Here is an 18,415-nt window from a genome sequence, read left to right as displayed (position 1 = left end):
CGCCCCCAGGAGGGAACGGCCGGTACCCGCCGGGTGCCCCGCACCGCGGCACCCGGGACGACTCGGACGGTCAGCCGCGCTCCGCCAGCGAGCGGCGGAACGCCACGCACTCCTCGTACACCGGCAGGATGCCCTGCGCGCGCGCCTCGGCCAGGGTCGGGCCCTCGGCGTCCTTGGCGGACAGCTCGGGCTCGCCCTCGACCGGCCACTCGATGCCGATGGCCGGGTCGAGCGGGTGGATGGTGCGCTCGCGCTGCGGGGCGTACCCCTCGGAGCAGAGGTACGTCACGGTGGCGTCGTCGGTCAGCGCGCAGAAGCCGTGGCCGAGGCCCTCGGAGAGGTAGACGGCCTTGCGGTCCTGGTCGTCGAGGCGCACGGCCTCCCACTTCCCGAAGGTCGGCGAGCCGACCCGGACGTCCACGATGATGTCGAGCACCGCGCCGCGCACGCAGGTCACGTACTTGGCCTGGCCGGGCGGCACGTCGGCGAAGTGGATGCCGCGCACGACACCGGCGGCGGACACCGAGAGGTTGCCCTGCTTCAGGTTCAGCGGGTGACCGACGGCCTCCGCCATCCGCTCGGCCTTGTACCACTCGAGGAAGAGACCTCGGGCGTCACCGTGCTGCTGCGGGACGAACTCCCAGGCGCCCTCGATGCCAAGGGGGTTGACCTTCATGGAAGAGCCGTTTCCTCTCTGATTTCTGCGGGACTGTGCGTGACTACGCGTCGCCGGGCGCGGCCGCGGACTCGTGCGCGAGCAGCTCCAGCAGGTAGTCGCCGTAGCCGCTCTTGGTCAGCGGCTCGGCGAGGGCGCGCAGCTGGTCGTCGTCGATGAAGCCCTGACGCCAGGCGGCCTCCTCCAGACAGCCGATCTTCATGCCCTGGCGCTCCTCGACCACGCGCACGTACTCGGACGCCTGGACGAGGGACTGGAAGGTGCCGGTGTCGAGCCACACGGTGCCGCGGTCGAGGACCGAGACCTGGAGCTCGCCGCGGTCCAGGTAGTACTTGTTGACGTCGGTGATCTCCAGCTCGCCGCGGCCGCTGGGCTTGAGGCCCTTGGCGATCTCGACGACCCGGCTGTCGTAGAAGTAGAGGCCCGGGACCGCGTAGCGGGACTTCGGGTTCTTCGGCTTCTCCTCGATGGAACGGGCGACGCCGTTCTCGTCGAAGTCGACGACACCGTAGGCGGTGGGGTCGGAGACGGCGTGGGCGAAGACCACACCGCCGGCGGGCTCGGCGTACTTCGCCAGCTGTCGGCCGAGGCCGACGCCGTGGAAGATGTTGTCGCCGAGGATCAGCGCGACCGGCTCGTCACCGATGAACTCCTCACCGATGACGAACGCCTCGGCGATGCCGTTGGGCTGGTCCTGGGTCGCGAAGCGGATGTCCAGGCCCCAGTCGGAGCCGTCGCCGAGCAGCCGCTCGAACTGGGGCCGCTCGTCGGGTCCCGTGATGATCAGGATCTCCCGGAGCCCTGCCATCACCAGGGTCGAGAGGGGGTAGTAGATCATCGGCTTGTCGAAGACCGGCATCAGCTGCTTCGACACGGCTCGGGTGATCGGCCACAGCCGGGAGCCGGTACCACCGGCAAGCAAAATTCCACGCATGGGCACGCAGCCTACGGCAGGCGCGTGCGCCCGACGCCCATCAGCGCCCCTACCCCGAGCGTGAGAACGGCCACGGAACGGTGGGCGAACTGGTGGCGTCGACCCTGCCCATAGAATGGTGGTTCTTATGAGGATTCTGGTCACCGGCGGCGCCGGGTTCATCGGTTCACAGTTCGTGCGGGCAATGCTCTCCGGAGAGCTGCCTTCCAGCGAGGGCGCCCAGGTCACGGTCCTGGACAACCTCACGTACTCCGGCAACGAGGCCAACCTCGCCCCCGTGGCGGAGCTGGCCGGCTACACCTTCGTGCACGGCGACATCCGTGACTACGCGACGGTGGACGACGTGATGCGCGGCCAGGACGCGGTGGTCCACTTCGCCGCCGAGTCGCACGTCGACCGCTCCATCCTGGACTCCTCGCCGTTCGTCACCACGAACGTGCTGGGCACCCAGGTGCTGCTCGACGCGGCCAAGCGGCACGGCGTCGGCCGCTTCGTGCACGTCTCCACCGACGAGGTGTACGGCTCGATCGCCGAGGGCTCCTGGACCGAGGACTGGCCGCTGGCCCCGAACTCCCCGTACTCCGCCTCCAAGGCGGGCTCGGACCTGCTGGCGCTGTCGTACCACCGCACCCACGGCATGGACGTCGTCGTCACCCGCTGCTCCAACAACTACGGGCAGTACCACTTCCCCGAGAAGATGATCCCGCTGTTCACCACGAACCTGCTGGACGGGAAGAAGGTGCCGCTGTACGGCGAGGGCCTGAACATCCGCGACTGGCTGCACGTCTCGGACCACTGCCGGGGCATCGAGATGGTGCTGCGCGGCGGCCGCGCCGGTGAGGTCTACCACATCGGCGGCGGCACCGAGGTCACCAACAAGGAGCTCACCGGTCTGCTCCTGGACGCCTGCGGCGCCGGCTGGGACATGGTCGAGCACGTCGAGGACCGCAAGGGCCACGACCTGCGCTACTCGCTGTCGATCGCCAAGATCCAGGACGAGCTCGGCTACACCCCGCAGGTCACCTTCCAGCAGGGTCTCGCCGACACCGTCCAGTGGTACCGCGACAACCGCTCCTGGTGGGAGCCGCTGAAGGCCAAGGCGGCGCTCGCCTGATGCGCGCCGACGCCCCCGTCAACTGGCTGATCACGGGCGCGGCCGGGATGCTCGGCCGTGACCTCACCGAGGTGCTGGCCGGGACCGGTGCCCCGGTCACCGCGCTGACCCGTGCCGAGCTCGACATCACCGACGCCGACGCCGTCCGGGCCGCCCTCGCGGCGCTGCCCGACGACGGTCCCGTCGTGGTCGTCAACGCCGCCGCCTGGACCGACGTCGACGGTGCCGAGACCGCCGAGGACGCGGCCACCCGGATCAACGGGGCCGGTCCGCGTGCGCTCGCCGCGGCCTGCGCCGAGTCCGGCGCGGTGCTGCTCCAGGTGTCGACCGACTACGTCTTCCCGGGCGACGCCACCGTGCCGTACCGGCACGACGACCCCACCTCCCCGGTGAACGCCTACGGCCGCGGCAAGCTCGCGGGCGAGCAGGCGGTCCTGGAGCTGCTGCCCGAGCGCGGTTACGTGGTGCGCACGGCGTGGCTGTACGGGGCGCACGGCCGCAACTTCGTGGCCACCATGCTGTCCCTCGCCGAGCAGCGCGAGACCCTGGACGTCGTCGACGACCAGCGCGGCCAGCCGACCTGGACCCTGGCGCTGGCGCGCCAGCTGCGGGACCTCGGCGAGGCGGCCGTCGCGGGCCGGGCGCCCGCGGGCGTCTACCACGGCACCGCGAGCGAGACGGCGACCTGGTTCGACCTGGCCCGGGCGGCCTTCGAGCTGACCGGTCTCGACCCGGAGCGGGTGCGGCCGACCACCTCGGAGAAGTTCGTACGGCCGGCCCGCCGGCCCTCCTTCAGCGTGCTCGACCACGGGCGCTGGGCCGAGGCGGGCGTGGCGGTGCAGCCGCACTGGCGCGACCAGCTCACCGAGGCGCTGAAGGTCATGGCGCCGGGCGGACGGTCCGAGGCGTGACACTGCTCGACCGGATCACCACGGCCCTGCCGCGCGGCACCGCGTTCGTCGGTATCGGCACGGCGCTGCTCGGCGGGGCCAACTATGTGCATCTCGCGGCGGCGGGCCACTCGCTGTCCGTCGACGACATGGCGAGCTTCTCGGTCCTGTGGACCGTGGTCGCCTCCATCGGGCTCGGCCTGTTCTTCCCGGTCGAGCAGGAGGTGACCCGGGTGGTGGCCGCCCGGGTCGTCGCCGGTGACGGCGCGCTGCCGGTGCTGCGGCGCGGCGCGGCGCTGTCCTTCGGGCTGCTCGCGGCGGTGCTGCTGCCGCTCGCGGTGTTCGCCGGGCCGATCGCCGATCTGTTCTTCCACGGCGACAAGGGCCTGGTGGCCGCGCTCGGCGGCGCCTTCGCGGCGCTGGCCTGCGCGCACGTCACCCGCGGGGTGCTCGCGGGCCTCGGTCGCTTCGAGTCGTACGGGCTGCAGCTCGGGCTCGACGGTCTGCTGCGGATCGTGTTCTCGGTGGCGCTCGCGCTCGCCGGGGTCGGTTCGACGGTGGCGTTCGCGGCCGTGATGACGGTGGCGCCGCTGATCTCGGTCCTGGTGACGCTGCCGCCGGTGCTGCGCGGGGCGCGGGCCGGGTCGACGGCGCGGTGGGGCGAGCTGATCGAGCACCTCGGGCTGCTCGTCGGCTCGACGCTGCTCGCCCAGGTGCTCGTCAACATCGCGGTGATCAGCACCAAGCTGATCTCGACGGACGACAACGCGCTCGTCGCGGCCCTGCTGTCGGCGCTGGTCCTCGCCCGGGTGCCGCTGTTCGCGTTCGGCGCGTTCCAGGCGTCGCTGCTGGCCGGTCTCTCGACCGCGCAGGCGGCGGGCGACGAGCACGGTTACCGCAGGCTGCTGCTGCGGGCCTGCGCGATCACGGCCGGACTCGGCGGGATCTTCGGGATCGGCGCGGTGGCGCTCGGCCCGTTCCTGCTGCCGGTGCTGTTCGGATCGCCGGACGTGCTGGGGCCCGTCGACTTCCTGTGGCTGTCGCTCGGCACGACGTTCTACATGCTCGCGATGGTGCTGGGGCAGGCGCTCCTCACGAGTGGCGGGGCGCGCAAGCAGCTGCTGTCCTGGATCGTGGGCACGGTCGTGCTGCTCGCGGTCACGGTGTGTCCGCTGGAGCTCCGCACCAGGGTCGAAGTGGCCTACGCGGTGGGGTCGCTCGCGGTGGTCACCTGCATGACACTGCTTCTTCGCTCTCGTGTAGGCTACCGTTCGGCGCACTCATCGGAATGATCACCATTCCCTCACTCTCCGTAAGCGATGGCGACGGAAAGTGTGCCGACGTCTGGTGGCGTCCTTCCGCCCCACACCCCGGAAAGTAGACAGGCCGTTTCATGAGTCGTCCGATAGACCGGAGCCCCGCGTGAAGTTGTGGATGCTGACTTCGGTCACCGGAGTCTTCCTTGTCGCCTGCATCATCGAGCTGCTGCGCCGCCGCAAGCTCAAGGAGAAGTACGCCTTCCTGTGGGTGCTCACCGGACTGGTGATCATCCCCCTCGGCTTCTTCCCCAGCGGTCTCGACTCGGTCGCCAGCGCCGTCGGCGTGCGCTCCGGCGTCAGCCTGCTGCTCTTCCTCAGCGTCGCCTTCCTCTTCATCGTCTGCCTCCAGCTCAGCTGGGAGGTGGGTCACCTCGAGGAAGAGGGACGCACTCTTTCGGAGGAAGTCGCGCTGCTGCGCATCGACGTGACCGAGCTGCGCAAGCAGCTCGCGGACAACCCGCCGGCGGGGGCGTCGGCCGGCACGACCACGGGCGAGGCGGCCGACCGGGCCGGACAGGGGAGCCACCAGTGATCGACGGCAAGCGGGTACTGATCATCATGCCCGCGTGGAACGAGTCCGAGGGCGTCGCCGACGTCGTCAAGGAGGTCCACGCGACGCTGCCCGGCGTCGACGTCCTCGTCGTCGACGACGGCTCCGCCGACAGCACCAGCGCCGTCGCGCGCGCCGCCGGCGCGACCGTGATGACCCTGCCGTACAACCTGGGCGTCGGCGGCGCGATGCGCGCGGGCTACCGCTACGCGCACGACCGCGACTACGACATCGCGATCCAGGTCGACGCCGACGGGCAGCACGACCCGCGCAACGTGCCCGAGCTGATCGCGCACCTGGACAAGGGCGCCGATCTCGTCATGGGCGCCCGTTTCGCGGGCACCGGCGAGTACGAGACCCGCGGCCCGCGCCGCTGGGCCATGGTCGTGCTCGCGTTCTGGCTGTCCCGGATGGCCCGTACCAAGCTCACCGACGTCACCTCCGGCTTCCGCGCCTCCAACCGCGATCTGATCGACGTCTTCGCGCACTGGTACCCGGTCGAGTACCTGGGCGACACGGTGGAGTCCACCATCGCCGTGGTCCGGGCCGGCTACCGGGTCGAGCAGGTGCCCGTGGCGATGCGCCCGCGGGCCACCGGCACCCCGAGCCAGTCGCCGTGGAAGGCCACGATGTACCTGGGCCGGATCGGCATGATCCTGCTGCTCGCGCTCAGCCGCCGCTCGGCCTTCGGCCCCAAGGGGAAGAACAAGTGAGCCAGGCGCAGCACCCCGACCGCCTCGGCACCCTCGACATCATGCTGCCGCACTACGGCGACACCGGCCTGATGCAGGCCGCCGTGCGCAGCGTGCTGGAGCAGACCGACAAGGACTGGCGCCTGACCGTCGTGGACGACGGCAAGGAGCCCGGCGTCCCTGAGTGGTTCGCCTCGCTCGGCGACAGCCGGGTGCGCTACCAGCGCAACGAGCAGAACCTCGGCATCACCAAGAACTTCCGCAAGTGCGTCGACCTCGTCGAGTCGACCCACTTCAGCATGCTCGGCAGCGACGACCTGCTGCTGCCGGACTACGTCGCCACCATGCGCGCCGCCGTCTCGGCCGTGCCCGACGCGGTGATCTACCAGCCGGGCGTCGAGGTCATCGACGAGCACGGCGCGCCGTCCACCACCCTCGGCGACGAGGTCAAGAAGCGCCTGTACGCGCCGAAGGACACCGGACAGCGGCTCGTCCTGCGGGGCGAACCGCTCGCGGCCAACCTGCTCGGCGGGAACTGGCTGTACTTCCCGTCCATCGTGTGGCGGGCCGACGCGGTCAAGGACGTCAGCTTCCGGGAGGACCTGTCGGTCATCCAGGACCTGGCCCTGATCATCGAACTGATCCGGCGCGGCGGAGCACTGGTCGTCGAACCGACCACGGCGTTCCGTTACCGCCGCCACTCCGGCAGCCTCTCCTCCTCCGAGGCTGTCTCCGGAGCACGCTTCGGCGAAGCCGTCCGCTTCTTCCACGAAGTGGCCGACGACCTCGACGCACACGGCTGGCCGAAGGCCGCCCGTGCCGCGCGTCGGCACCTGTCGATGCGGCTGCACGCGCTGACAATGGTGCCGGGCGCGTTGCGCCACCGTCAGTCGAAGACCCTCCGCACCCTCCTCGGATACGCCCTGTCCACGAGTCAGCGCTGACCCGGTCGTCACCCCCGGTCGTCACGTCCTGCCTCCCACGTCAGATTCCACGGTATTGAGATGACACAGACGCAGTCCCCGCCTGGTTCCGAAGCCCCGCTGTTCAGCATCATCGTCCCCACCTACAAGGTGCAGGCGTTCCTGCGGGACTGCCTGGACTCGGTGCTGGAGCAGCCGTTCCTCGACTACGAGCTCCTCGTCGTGAACGACTGCTCGCCGGACGGTTGCGGCGAGATCATCGACGAGTACGCCAAGGCCGACCCGCGGGTCGTGGCGATGCACCTGGAGCAGAACGTCGGCCTCGGCCGGGCCCGCAACGCCGGCATGGCCCGCGCCAAGGGCAAGTACCTGCTCTTCCTCGACAGCGACGACACCATGCTGCCGGGCTCGCTGCAGGCCATCGCCCGCCGGATCGAGGAGTCCGCCGACCCCGACCTGGTGATCTTCGACTACGCGCGCACCCACTGGGACGGCCGGGTCACCCCGAACGCCCGGGCCGACGTGCTGACCAAGGCCGCCGCCAAGGGCGTCATCCCGCTGCGCGACGAGCCGGAGCTGCTCAACCTGCTCCAGGTCGCCTGGAACAAGGCGTACCGCCGGGACTTCATCGAGCAGTGGGGCTTCCAGTACCCGTCCGGCTACTACGAGGACACCCCCTGGACCTACCCGGTCATGATCGCGGCGGAGACCATCGCCGTGCTCGACCGCGTCTGCGTCTACTACCGCCAGCGGCGCCAGGGCAGCATCCTGCACAGCACCAGCCGCAAGCACTTCGACGTGTTCGACCAGTACGAGCTGGTCTTCGCGTTCCTCGCCGAGAACCCGCAGTTCGACGAGTACCGGGGCGTGCTGTTCGAGCGGATGGTCAACCACTTCCGGGTGGTCGACGTCTCCCCCGGCCGGCTCCCCGACGACGCCCGCCAGGAGTTCCGCGACCGCTGGACCGAGGTCGAGAACCGGCTCCGCCCCGCGGGCGCGGCGCCCACCCCGCGGGCCAAGGGCGACCGGGTCCCGGCCAAGCACCGTGACACCGCCCGCCGGACCGTACGCGCCCTCAAGCGCAAGAAGTCCATCCCGGTGAAGCTGAAGCGGAAGCTGCGCAAGCGCGTCCTGCAGGGCTACTACCGGGCCCAGCGGATGCTGCCGATCCAGCAGGACGTCGCCGTCTTCGCGGCGTACTGGAACGGCTCGTACTCCTGCAACCCGGCGGCCATCCACGAGAAGATGAACGAACTCGCCCCGGGCATGAAGGCGGTGTGGGTCCTCAAGAAGGACGCCACCATCCGCCCGCCCAAGGGCGTGGCCACCGTGCACCCGGGCTCGCTGGAGTTCTGGAAGGCGATGGCGCGCGGCAAGTACTTCATCAACAACGTCAACTTCGCGCCGTCGCTGGTCAAGCGCCCCGGCCAGGTGCACCTGCAGACCCACCACGGCACCCCGCTCAAGCGGATGGGCGTCGACCTGGCCGAGTACCCGGTCGGCCGTCGTGGCATGAACCTGGTCCGGCTGATGGACCGGGTGGACCGCTGGGACTACAGCCTCACCTCCAACAGCTTCTCCACCGCCGCCTGGGACCGCGCCTACCCGTCGTACTACGAGCCCCTCGAGTACGGCTACCCGCGCAACGACCAGCTGGTGAACGCGACGGCGGCGGACGTGGCCGCGGCCCGTAAGAAGCTCGGCATCGCCGAGGGCACCAAGGTGATCCTCTACACGCCGACGCACCGCGACTACCACGACGCCCCCAAGCAGATGCTGGACCTGGAGCGGTTCGCCGAGACGGTCGGCCCCGACTTCACCCTGCTGGTGCGCGCGCACTACTTCTACGACCAGAGCCTGCTGTCGTCCGGTACGAGCGGCAGCGCCCGGCTCGTCGACGTGAGCAAGCACCCCTCGGTCGAGGAGCTGTACCTCGCCGCGGACTGCCTGCTCACGGACTACTCGTCGGTGATGTTCGACTACGCGAACCTCGACCGCCCGATCGTGGTCTTCGCCAACGACTGGGAGGTGTACCGCACCACCCGCGGCACCTACTTCGACATCACGGTCGATTCCCCCGGTCTGACGCTCACGAACGAGACGGAGCTCATCGAGGCGTTCACCTCCGGGCGCTGGAACGGCCCCGAGTCGGACGCGGCCCGCGCCACGTTCCGCCGGACGTTCTGCGAGTTCGACGACGGCCGGGCGGCGGAGCGTGTGGTCCGCAAGGTGTTCCTCGGCCAGGCGGACACCCCGCCGGTGCTGCCGATCGGCGAGCGGCCCGTGCCGCCGCGCCCCGGCCAGCGGCCGGAGCCCGAGGAGACCAGGCCCCGGGACCGGGAGACGGTCTGAACCGATTAACCTGTTCGACTGAACGGGTTAATCTGCTCGACCGTTCGACCGTTCGACCGTCCTGATGCCCATCCTCGACAAGCCCAGCGGAGCCGAGCTTTGAAACTCCCGCGCAACGCCTTCCTCAGCACACAGTGGGAGCGCATCCCGGAGAAGCGCCGGCTGCCGCTGGCCGTCTACGCCACCACGCAGGTCCTGTTCCTGCTGTGGTGGGCAGCGTTCTTCCCCGGGGCCCTGAGCTACGACTCGATCACCTACGTCTGGCACGTCACCACCGACAACTGGATGTCGAACCACTCCGTGGTCTACGACGCCCTGGTGTGGCTGTCGCTCAAGACCACCGGTGATCTGTGGATCCTGACGCTGGCACAGATCGTCGCGATGTCGGCCGTGCTGTCCTACTGCTCCGTCACCCTGCACAAGTGGGGTGTACGGAAGCGGTGGGCGGCCGTCGCCGCCACGGTCCCGGCGCTGCTGCCGCCGACGGCCGTCTTCGTCATCTTCGTGTGGAAGGACGTGCCGTTCGTCATCGGCGCGATCCTCGCCTTCGGCGCCGCCGGGCGCCTGGCCGCGCGCCGCGCCCGGGGCCGCCAGGCCGTCCGCGACCGTGCCTTCTACCGCACCGTCGGGCTGCTCTTCCTGGGCTTCCTGATGCTCGCGCTGTTCCGCAACAACGGGATGCTGGTCGCCATCATCGCCGCGCCGATCCTGCTGATCGCGCTGCCGTCGATGCGGCGCTGGGTGCTCGCGGCGACCGCCGTGCCGGTGCTCATCTTCGGTCTGCTGACCAGCGTGATCTACCCGGCGGCCGGGGTGAAGAGCCCGCCGAAGGACGCCGTCTACGCGTTCTTCTACGCGGACATCGCCGTCGCGTACGGGCAGCGTCCCGGCTTCTTCACCAAGGAGGACAAGGCGCTGATGTCCTCCATCGCGCCGCTGTCCCACTGGAAGGGCCGGGCCGCGAACTGCTACAACGCGGACTGGGCGATGGAGTCCCCGCCGATGAACCGGCCGCTGGCGGCCGAGCGCAACGACGAGCTGATGGCCCTGTGGCAGCGGGTCATGAAGCGGACGCCGGACCTGGTCATCGGGGCGCGGGTGTGCCGGGCGCACATCGCGTGGGCGGTGTTCCCGGGCCCGAAGGAGCTGCGGGCGAACACGCTGCTGAGCGATCCGCAGACGTCGAAGACGCTGTTCAGCTACCTCAAGTGGAACGACCAGATCAAGCACAGCGAGTACCGCTCGAAGCTGAAGATCCGCCCGCTGTCGGAGCCGCTGCACAAGGCGGCGGACTTCTCGTGGCGCGCGTTCAAGGTGCCGCAGCTGCAGTGGCTGCTGTTCCGCGGTGCGATCTGGTGCTACGCGTCGTACGCGATCGTGCTGCTGTACCGCCGCCGCACCAAGCTCAAGGGCACGATGGCGCTGCTCTCGGTGACGCTCGGCCTCCAGCTGACCGTCCTGGCGGCGAACCCGGCGCCGCTGTGGCGCTACATGATCGGCCCGATCTTCATCGGCATCATGCTGCTGCCGCTGCTCTGGGCGAAGCCCCGCTTCGGCCCGACCCCGGACCCCGAGCCGGAGCCGAAGCCCGAGCCGACGCCGGAGCCGGTGAAGGAGCCGGGCGCGGCGCCGGCAGCCTGACCGACATCACCACGGGAAAGGGCCCCGCCTCCATCTGGAGGCGGGGCCCTTTCCCGTACGGTCGGGGCCGGGGCCCGAGGCCCGCGCCACCACCGACGAAACGGGCCCCCGACCGGACACCAACGCCCGGCCGAAGGCCCGCCACCCACACCAGCCCGCAGCCTAGAACGGGTTGAACTCGTCGAACTCCCGCTGCGCGTCGTCCCGCTCCGCGTCCCGGTCACGACGGCGCTGCGCCGCCGGACGCGGGGCCTCCAGGCGGTGGGCTGACCCTCACCACGCCCCCCTCGCACCACTCGGCCCCAGCGGGCCTCCTGGGCATCGGACGGCTGCGCCGGACTCCGTCCGCCGAGGGGCACGAGGTGGCCCGTGCCACCACCGACGAAACGGGCCCCCGACCGGACACCCACGCCCGGCCGAAGGCCCGCCACACACACCAACCCGCAGCCTAGAACGGGTTGAACTCGTCGAACTCCCGCTGCGCGTCGTCCCGCTCCGCGTCCCGGTCACGACGGCGCTGCGCCGCCGGGCGCGGGGCCTCCAGGCGGTGGTCCTCACCGCGGCGGCCGAGCATTTCGGCGCCCGCGACCATCGAGGGCTCCCAGTCGAAGACGACCGCGTTCTCCTCGGTGCCGATCGCGACGCCGTCGCCCGCGCGGGCGCCCGCCTTCATCAGGGCGTCCTCGACGCCCAGGCGGTTGAGACGGTCGGCGAGGTAACCCACGGCCTCGTCGTTGTTGAAGTCGGTCTGACGGACCCAGCGCTCCGGCTTCTCGCCGCGCACCCGGTACACGTCCTCCTGCTCGTCGTACACGACGGTGAAGCCCGCGTCGTCGACGGCCTTCGGGCGGATGACGACCCGGGTCGCCTCCTCCTTCGGCTTCGCGGCGCGCGCCTGGGAGACGATCTCGGCCAGCGCGAAGGACAGCTCCTTCAGGCCCGTACGGGCGACCGCCGAGACCTCGAAGACGCGGTAGCCGCGCTGCTCCAGGTCCGGGCGGATCATGTCCGCGAGGTCCTGGCCGTCCGGGATGTCGATCTTGTTGAGGACGACGATGCGCGGCCGGTCCTCCAGACCGCCGTACTGCTTCAGCTCCGCCTCGATGACGTCCAGGTCGGTGACCGGGTCACGCTCGGACTCCAGCGTCGCCGTGTCCAGGACGTGCACCAGCACCGAGCAGCGCTCGACGTGCCGGAGGAACTCGAGGCCCAGGCCGCGGCCCTGGCTGGCGCCCGGGATGAGGCCGGGGACGTCGGCGATGGTGTAGACGGTCGAGCCGGCCGTCACCACGCCCAGGTTCGGCACCAGGGTGGTGAAGGGGTAGTCCGCGATCTTCGGCTTGGCGGCCGACAGGACGGAGATCAGCGAGGACTTGCCCGCGCTCGGGTAGCCCACCAGGGCCACGTCGGCGACCGTCTTCAGCTCCAGGACGATGTCCTGGAGGTCGCCCGGCTCGCCGAGCAGCGCGAAGCCCGGCGCCTTGCGCCGCGCGGAGGACAGCGCCGCGTTGCCGAGGCCGCCGCGGCCGCCCTGGGCCGCCACGTACGTGGTGCCCTCGCCGACCAGGTCGGCCAGCACATTGCCCTGCTTGTCGAGGATCACGGTGCCGTCCGGCACGGTCAGGACCAGGTCCTGGCCGTCCTTGCCCGCGCGGTTGCCGCCCTCGCCGGGCTTGCCGTTCGTCGCCTTGCGGTGCGGCGAGTGGTGGTACTCGAGCAGGGTGGTCACGGACTGGTCGACGGTGAGGATGACGTCACCGCCACGCCCGCCGTTGCCGCCGTCCGGGCCGCCGAGCGGCTTGAACTTCTCCCGGTGAACGGAGGCACAGCCGTGGCCTCCGTTACCCGCGGCGACGTGCAGCTCGACGCGGTCCACGAAGGTGGTCATGGTTCTGCCTCCAGAAAGCTATGTACGGGAATGTCTATCTAGTAACACGCGAAAGGCGGACCCGCTTCCCTTCCGGGAAGTGAGGTCCGCCTCCGCCAAGAATTCCGATCAGGCGACCGGAACGATGTTCACGACCTTGCGGCCACGGAAGGTGCCGAACTGCACCGAACCGGCCTGCAGGGCGAACAGCGTGTCGTCGCCACCGCGACCGACACCCGAGCCCGGGTGGAAGTGGGTGCCGCGCTGACGGACCAGGATCTCACCAGCGTTGACGACCTGACCGCCGAAGCGCTTCACGCCGAGCCGCTGGGCATTGGAGTCGCGACCGTTCCGGGTGGACGATGCGCCCTTCTTGTGTGCCATTGCTCAGTCCCTCTTTACTTCGCGGCCGTCGGGATGGACGTGACCTTGATCGCCGTGTACTGCTGACGGTGACCCTGGCGACGGCGGTAGCCCGTCTTGTTCTTGTAGCGCAGGATGTCGATCTTGGCGCCCTTGGTGTGGTCCACGACCTCGGCCAGCACCTTGATGCCCGCCAGGACCCACGGGTCGCTGGTCACGGCGTCGCCGTCGACGACGAGCAGGGTCGAGAGCTCGACCGTGTCGCCAGCCTTGGCGGTGGAAATCTTGTCAACCTCAACGATGTCGCCGACAGCAACCTTGTGCTGGCGACCACCGCTGCGCACGATGGCGTACACGCGGATCTCTCTCTCACTCGGAACTCGGACCTCTGACGCCAGCCGCTCACGCACGGGCCAGGGGCCTGCGGCGATCCGGGAATCGGGCGAGCGGCCTCTCCCGGCCGAACCGGGAGGGGGGTGCTCAGAGGTGTGGCATGTCAGTCGACACGCCGACGGTCTAGGTTACGGGCGTGGCCCGTAAGGGGTCAAATTCGGCCCGCACCGGCACGGGGCCGGACCGGGCCGGGCCGGGCCGGGCCGGGCCGGGTCGGTCCCGTGCCGGTGCGGGCCGGACTAGGCGCTCTCGGCGACGAAGCCCTTGAGCCACTCGCGGAACTCCGGGCCCAGGTCCTCCCGCTCGCACGCCAGGCGCACGATCGCCCGCAGGTAGTCGCCGCGGTCACCCGTGTCGTACCGGCGGCCCTTGAAGACCACACCGTGCACGGGGCCGCCCAGGTTCTCGTCGGCCGCCATCTTCTGCAGCGCGTCGGTCAGCTGGATCTCGCCGCCGCGGCCCGGCTCGGTGCCGTTCAGCACGTCGAAGACGGCCGGGTCGAGCACATAGCGGCCGATGATGGCGTAGTTGCTGGGCGCGTCGGCCGGGTCCGGCTTCTCGACCAGACCGGTGATCCGTACGACGTCGGCGTCGGCGGCCGGCTCGACGGCGGCGCAGCCGTACAGGTGGATCTGCGCCGGGTCGACCTCCATGAGGGCGACGACGCTGCCGCCCTGCTCGGCGAGGACCTCCAGCATCCGGGCGAGCAGCGGGTCGCGCGGGTCGATCAGGTCGTCGCCGAGGAGGACGGCGAAGGGCTCGTCGCCGACGTGCGGCTGCGCGCACAGCACGGCGTGGCCGAGGCCGCGCGGGTCGCCCTGGCGCACGTAGTGCATGGTGGCGAGCTCGCTGGACTCCTGGACCCGGGCCAGGCGCTCGTCGTCGCCCTTGCGGACCAGCGCCTCCTCCAGCTCGTAGTTCCGGTCGAAGTGGTCCTCAAGAGGACGCTTGTTCCGCCCGGTGATCATGAGGACGTCGGAGAGGCCCGCGGACACCGCCTCCTCCACCACGTACTGGATGGCCGGCTTGTCGACGACCGGCAGCATCTCCTTCGGCGTCGCCTTGGTGGCGGGCAGGAAGCGGGTGCCGAGCCCGGCGGCGGGGATGACGGCCTTGCGTACGCGGGGAGCGGGGGCGTTGTTCATCGAGGGGATTCCTGGTTCCGATCCTGGGTCAATGCGGTGTGGACCGCCCTCCGGGGAGGACGGTCCACACGAGGTCGCGGCTGGGACCGACGGGGGTCAGTCCTGCGCGGGGGCGGCCGTCTTCTTCACGGCCTTCTTGGCGGTCGCCTTCTTCGCCACGGTCTTCTTGGCCGCCGTCTTCTTGGTCGCCGCCTTCTTCGCGGTGGCCTTCTTGGCGGTCTTGCGGGCCGTCTTCTTCGCGGCCGGGGCGGCCGGGGCCTCAGCGGCCTCCGCCGTCTCGGACACGGCCTCGGACGGCTCCACCGGGGCCTGCTCGGCCTGCTCGGCGGCCGGGGCGGTCACGACGACCACCGCGGCCTCCTCGGCACCGGTCGGCGAACCGGCCGGAGCGGTGGCCTTCCGGACCACCCGGCGGCGCGCCCGCGGCGGGGCGGCCACGGGGGCCTCCTCGACCGGCGCGACGGGCTCGGCGACGACGGCCGGGGCCGCCTCCGCGACCGGCTCGGCCACGGGCTCCGCGACGACCGGCTCGGCCGCGGGCGCGGCCTGCGTGGTCGCGGGGGCCGTCACCCGGCGGGTGGCCCGACGACGGCCGCGCGGGGCGGGCGCCTCGGCCACCGGCTCGGGGGCGGACTCGACGGCCGGCTCCGGCGTCGGCTCCGCCTCGGTCTCCGGTACGACGACCTCGTAGGTCTCCGTCTCGGTCACCACCGGCGAGGCGACGGGCGCGGACACCCGGCGGGTCGCCCGACGGCGGCCACGGCCGCCGCGCGCGGCGGCCTCGGCCTCGGCGACGCTGCCGTACAGCTCCTCGTCCGCGGCGATCGGCTCGGGCAGGGCGACCGGGGCCGCCAGCTCCGCCGCGACCTCGGCCGCGGACTCCGCCTCGGCGTCACCGTGGACGTCGTGCGCGTCGGTGTCGTGCGCGTGGCCGTGCTCGTGAGCGCCGTGCTCGTGGGCGTCGCCGCCACGGCCGCGCTTCTTGGCGCGCTTGCCGCCGCCACCGCCGCCGGGGGCGGTCGGCTGCTCCATGTGGACGATGACACCGCGGCCGTTGCAGTGGACGCAGGTCTCCGAGAAGGACTCCAGGAGGCCCTGGCCGACCCGCTTGCGGGTCATCTGCACCAGGCCGAGCGAGGTGACCTCGGCCACCTGGTGCTTGGTCCGGTCCCGGCCCAGGCACTCCAGGAGGCGGCGCAGCACCAGGTCGCGGTTGGACTCAAGGACCATGTCGATGAAGTCGATGACGACGATGCCGCCGAGGTCGCGCAGCCGCAGCTGGCGCACGATCTCCTCGGCCGCCTCCAGGTTGTTCCGGGTGACGGTCTCCTCAAGGTTGCCGCCCTGACCGGTGAACTTGCCGGTGTTGACGTCGACGACGATCATCGCCTCGGTCTTGTCGATCACCAGCGAACCGCCGGACGGCAGCCAGACCTTCCGGTCCAGCGCCTTCATCAGCTGCTCGTCGATCCGGTACGTGGCGAACACGTCGACCTCGCTGGTCCACCGCGACAGCCGGTCGGCCAGGTCGGGCGCGACGTGCGAGACATAGCCGTGGATGGTCTCCCAGGCGTCGTCACCGCTCACGATGACCTTGGAGAAGTCCTCGTTGAAGATGTCGCGGACGACCCGGACGGTCATGTCCGGCTCGCCGTAGAGCAGCGTCGGCGCGTTGCCGCTCTTCGCCTTCTTCTGGATGTCCTCCCACTGCGCCTGCAGTCGCTCGACGTCACGGCGCAGCTCGTCCTCGCTCGCGCCCTCGGCGGCGGTGCGCACGATGACGCCCGCGTCCTCGGGGACGATCTTCTTGAGGATGGTCTTCAGACGCGCGCGCTCGGTGTCGGGCAGCTTGCGGCTGATGCCGGTCATCGAGCCCTCGGGCACGTACACCAGGTAGCGGCCGGGCAGCGAGACCTGCGAGGTCAGCCGGGCGCCCTTGTGGCCGATCGGGTCCTTGGTGACCTGCACCAGGACCGACTGGCCGGACTTGAGGGCGGCCTCGATGCGGCGCGGGCCGTGGCCCATGCCGAGCGCCTCGAAGTTGACCTCACCGGCGTACAGGACGGCGTTGCGGCCCTTGCCGATGTCGACGAAGGCGGCCTCCATCGACGGCAGCACGTTCTGGACCTTGCCCAGGTAGACGTTGCCGACGTACGAGGTGGCCTGCTCCTTGTTGACGTAGTGCTCGACGAGCACGTTGTCCTCGAGGACGCCGATCTGGGTGCGCTCGCCGTTCTGGCGGACGACCATGACGCGCTCGACGGCCTCGCGGCGGGCCAGGAACTCGGCCTCGGTGATGATCGGGACGCGGCGGCGGCCCTGCTCGCGGCCCTCGCGGCGGCGCTGCTTCTTCGCCTCAAGACGGGTCGAGCCCTTGATGGACTGGACCTCGTCGCTCGGCTCGGCCTTGGCGCGCGGCTCGCGGACCTTGACGACCGTGCGGACGCCGTCCTCGTCACCGGCCTCGTGGTCACCGGCGGTGTCACCGCTGCGGCGGCGACGGCGACGGCGGCGACGGGAGCTGCTGGAGCCGCCGGACGCCTCGGCGGCGTCGTCGTGCTCGTCCTCGTCGTCGGACTCGGTGTCCTCGCCGTGCGGCTCGTCGGACTCCTCCGACTCCTCGGTCTCGTCGGCCTCGGCGAGCTCGCCGCGGCGACGGCGACGGCCACCGCGACGGCGGCGGCGCGACGGGCGGTCGCCGTACTCGTCGGTGTCGTCGGCCTCGGCGTCGGCGTCGTCGACCTGGGCCTCGGCCTCGGGGGTGGACTCGACCTCGGGCTCGTCGGCGACGGTGGCGGGCACCGGCTCGACGGCGACCTGCTCGCCACGACGGCGGCGGCGACGGCGCGCGCGGGGGCTCTCGTCCTCGACGGTCCCGAACACGGTCGGACCGGACTCGGCGGCGGGCTCGGCGACCTCGGCGGCCTCGGTGACCTCGGTGGTCTCCTCCTCGGCCTCCTCGTCGACGACCTCGGTGGCGGCCAGGAAGGCGGCGGTCTCCGGGGTCTGGAACATCGGCTCGGTGAAGACCGGGGCCTGGAAGACGGCGACGGCCGGGCGGGCGGCGCGGCGCGAGCGCGGCGCGTCGGTGGCGCTGTCACCGGCGGTGAACTGCGACGAGACGGCGCGGCGGCGGCCACGGCCGCGGGTGGCGGCCTGCTCGGCGGCGGCGACCTCGGCGGCGTGCGAGGCGATCTCCTCGACGGTGTCCTCGGGCAGCGCCTCGCCGGAGGTCGCGGCGGCGATCTCGGCGGCGGCGTCGGCCGTCACGGCCTCGGCGACCGGCGCGGGCGCGGTGGCCTTGCGGGTGGCACGGCGGCGGGTGCGCGGGGCCGGAGCCTCGGCGGGCGCCTCGGCGACCGGCTCGGCCACCGGGGCGGCGGCTTCCTCGACCGGGGCGGCCTCGGCAACGGCCTCGGCGGCGGGCGCGGTGGCCTTGCGGGTGGCGCGACGGCGGGTACGCGGGGCCGGAGCCTCGGCGGGCGCCTCGGCGACCGGCTCGGCCACCGGGGCGGCGGCTTCCTCGACCGGGGCGGCCTCGGCAACGGCCTCGGCG

At 71.3% G+C, this 18,415-nt stretch carries 15 protein-coding genes; 8 read left to right on the top strand and 7 right to left on the bottom strand.

The features are described from left to right. Positions 1-70 precede the first annotated feature (70 nt). Positions 71-676 (bottom strand): dTDP-4-dehydrorhamnose 3,5-epimerase, encoded by a 606-nt coding sequence (gene rfbC / locus ACIPXM_RS18025; protein WP_401656278.1) that lies wholly within the window; start codon positions 674-676, stop codon positions 71-73. Between the two features lie 43 nt (positions 677-719). Continuing rightward, positions 720-1,610, bottom strand: coding sequence for a glucose-1-phosphate thymidylyltransferase RfbA (gene rfbA, locus ACIPXM_RS18020; RefSeq protein WP_401656276.1), 891 nt, complete (start codon positions 1,608-1,610; stop codon positions 720-722). A gap of 127 nt (positions 1,611-1,737) precedes the next feature. On the opposite strand from rfbA, the gene rfbB reads away from it, so the two are divergent. The 8 genes from rfbB to ACIPXM_RS17980 all read left to right on the top strand — a co-directional run bounded on the left by rfbB (position 1,738) and on the right by ACIPXM_RS17980 (position 11,091). After that, positions 1,738-2,724 carry a dTDP-glucose 4,6-dehydratase gene (gene rfbB / locus ACIPXM_RS18015; RefSeq protein ID WP_401656274.1) on the top strand — a complete coding sequence of 329 codons (987 nt, stop codon included), beginning with the start codon at positions 1,738-1,740 and terminating at the stop codon, positions 2,722-2,724. Further along, complete coding sequence (rfbD, locus tag ACIPXM_RS18010; RefSeq protein ID WP_401656272.1) at positions 2,724-3,635, top strand: dTDP-4-dehydrorhamnose reductase; 912 nt, start codon at positions 2,724-2,726, stop codon at positions 3,633-3,635. The genes rfbB and rfbD overlap by 1 nt, the downstream gene beginning before the upstream one ends. Beyond that, on the top strand, positions 3,632-4,906 hold the full coding sequence (locus tag ACIPXM_RS18005) for a lipopolysaccharide biosynthesis protein (protein WP_401656270.1): 1,275 nt from the start codon (positions 3,632-3,634) through the stop codon (positions 4,904-4,906). Before rfbD ends, ACIPXM_RS18005 begins: the two co-directional genes overlap by 4 nt. A 142-nt stretch (positions 4,907-5,048) precedes the next feature. Then, positions 5,049-5,465 (top strand): DUF2304 domain-containing protein, encoded by a 417-nt coding sequence (locus tag ACIPXM_RS18000; RefSeq protein ID WP_401656268.1) that lies wholly within the window; start codon positions 5,049-5,051, stop codon positions 5,463-5,465. Further along, entirely contained in the window at positions 5,462-6,196 is a 735-nt protein-coding gene (locus tag ACIPXM_RS17995; protein ID WP_401656266.1) for a glycosyltransferase family 2 protein, read from the top strand. Before ACIPXM_RS18000 ends, ACIPXM_RS17995 begins: the two co-directional genes overlap by 4 nt. Then, positions 6,193-7,119 carry a glycosyltransferase family 2 protein gene (locus ACIPXM_RS17990; protein ID WP_401656264.1) on the top strand — a complete coding sequence of 309 codons (927 nt, stop codon included), beginning with the start codon at positions 6,193-6,195 and terminating at the stop codon, positions 7,117-7,119. Before ACIPXM_RS17995 ends, ACIPXM_RS17990 begins: the two co-directional genes overlap by 4 nt. A gap of 60 nt (positions 7,120-7,179) precedes the next feature. Further along, the gene (locus ACIPXM_RS17985; protein ID WP_401656261.1) at positions 7,180-9,450 is read left to right on the top strand and encodes a CDP-glycerol glycerophosphotransferase family protein; all 2,271 of its coding nucleotides are present in this window, start codon (positions 7,180-7,182) and stop codon (positions 9,448-9,450) included. Between the two features lie 99 nt (positions 9,451-9,549). After that, a complete protein-coding gene (locus ACIPXM_RS17980) occupies positions 9,550-11,091 on the top strand; it encodes a hypothetical protein (RefSeq protein WP_401656259.1) in 1,542 nt (513 codons plus the stop codon). A 448-nt stretch (positions 11,092-11,539) separates the two neighbouring features. Here the strand turns inward: ACIPXM_RS17980 and obgE are convergent, their stop codons facing one another. The 5 genes from obgE to ACIPXM_RS17955 form a co-directional block, all read right to left on the bottom strand. Then, entirely contained in the window at positions 11,540-12,979 is a 1,440-nt protein-coding gene (gene obgE, locus ACIPXM_RS17975) for a GTPase ObgE (RefSeq protein WP_401656257.1), read from the bottom strand. Between the two features lie 108 nt (positions 12,980-13,087). Continuing rightward, positions 13,088-13,342, bottom strand: a complete 255-nt coding sequence (gene rpmA / locus ACIPXM_RS17970; protein ID WP_030494090.1) for a 50S ribosomal protein L27 — start codon at positions 13,340-13,342, stop codon at positions 13,088-13,090. Positions 13,343-13,356: 14 nt separating this feature from the next. Beyond that, positions 13,357-13,677 carry a 50S ribosomal protein L21 gene (gene rplU / locus ACIPXM_RS17965; protein WP_365340082.1) on the bottom strand — a complete coding sequence of 107 codons (321 nt, stop codon included), beginning with the start codon at positions 13,675-13,677 and terminating at the stop codon, positions 13,357-13,359. Between the two features lie 276 nt (positions 13,678-13,953). Then, the gene (gene galU, locus ACIPXM_RS17960) at positions 13,954-14,859 is read right to left on the bottom strand and encodes a UTP--glucose-1-phosphate uridylyltransferase GalU (protein WP_401656254.1); all 906 of its coding nucleotides are present in this window, start codon (positions 14,857-14,859) and stop codon (positions 13,954-13,956) included. 96 nt (positions 14,860-14,955) lie between these two features. Further along, a partial coding sequence (locus tag ACIPXM_RS17955; protein ID WP_401656252.1) for a ribonuclease E/G occupies positions 14,956-18,415 on the bottom strand: 3,460 nt, incomplete at its 5' end.

Source organism: Streptomyces sp. NPDC090025, from assembly GCF_044748125.1.
Classification (GTDB): domain Bacteria; phylum Actinomycetota; class Actinomycetes; order Streptomycetales; family Streptomycetaceae; genus Streptomyces.
The sequence above is the reverse complement of the archived record's forward strand: the minus strand, read 5'-3'. Positions and strand labels throughout refer to the sequence as shown.

Bases quoted from the DNA above. Each gene is read 5' to 3' on its own strand.
- rfbC (WP_401656278.1), bottom strand. From the start codon at position 676: ATGAAGGTCAACCCCCTTGGCATCGAGGGCGCCTGGGAGTTCGTCCCG.
- rfbA (WP_401656276.1), bottom strand. From the start codon at position 1,610: ATGCGTGGAATTTTGCTTGCCGGTGGTACCGGCTCCCGGCTGTGGCCG.
- rfbB (WP_401656274.1), top strand. From the start codon at position 1,738: ATGAGGATTCTGGTCACCGGCGGCGCCGGGTTCATCGGTTCACAGTTC.
- rfbD (WP_401656272.1), top strand. From the start codon at position 2,724: ATGCGCGCCGACGCCCCCGTCAACTGGCTGATCACGGGCGCGGCCGGG.
- ACIPXM_RS18000 (WP_401656268.1), top strand. From the start codon at position 5,049: ATGCTGACTTCGGTCACCGGAGTCTTCCTTGTCGCCTGCATCATCGAG.
- ACIPXM_RS17985 (WP_401656261.1), top strand. From the start codon at position 7,180: ATGACACAGACGCAGTCCCCGCCTGGTTCCGAAGCCCCGCTGTTCAGC.
- obgE (WP_401656257.1), bottom strand. From the start codon at position 12,979: ATGACCACCTTCGTGGACCGCGTCGAGCTGCACGTCGCCGCGGGTAAC.
- rpmA (WP_030494090.1), bottom strand. From the start codon at position 13,342: ATGGCACACAAGAAGGGCGCATCGTCCACCCGGAACGGTCGCGACTCC.
- galU (WP_401656254.1), bottom strand. From the start codon at position 14,859: ATGAACAACGCCCCCGCTCCCCGCGTACGCAAGGCCGTCATCCCCGCC.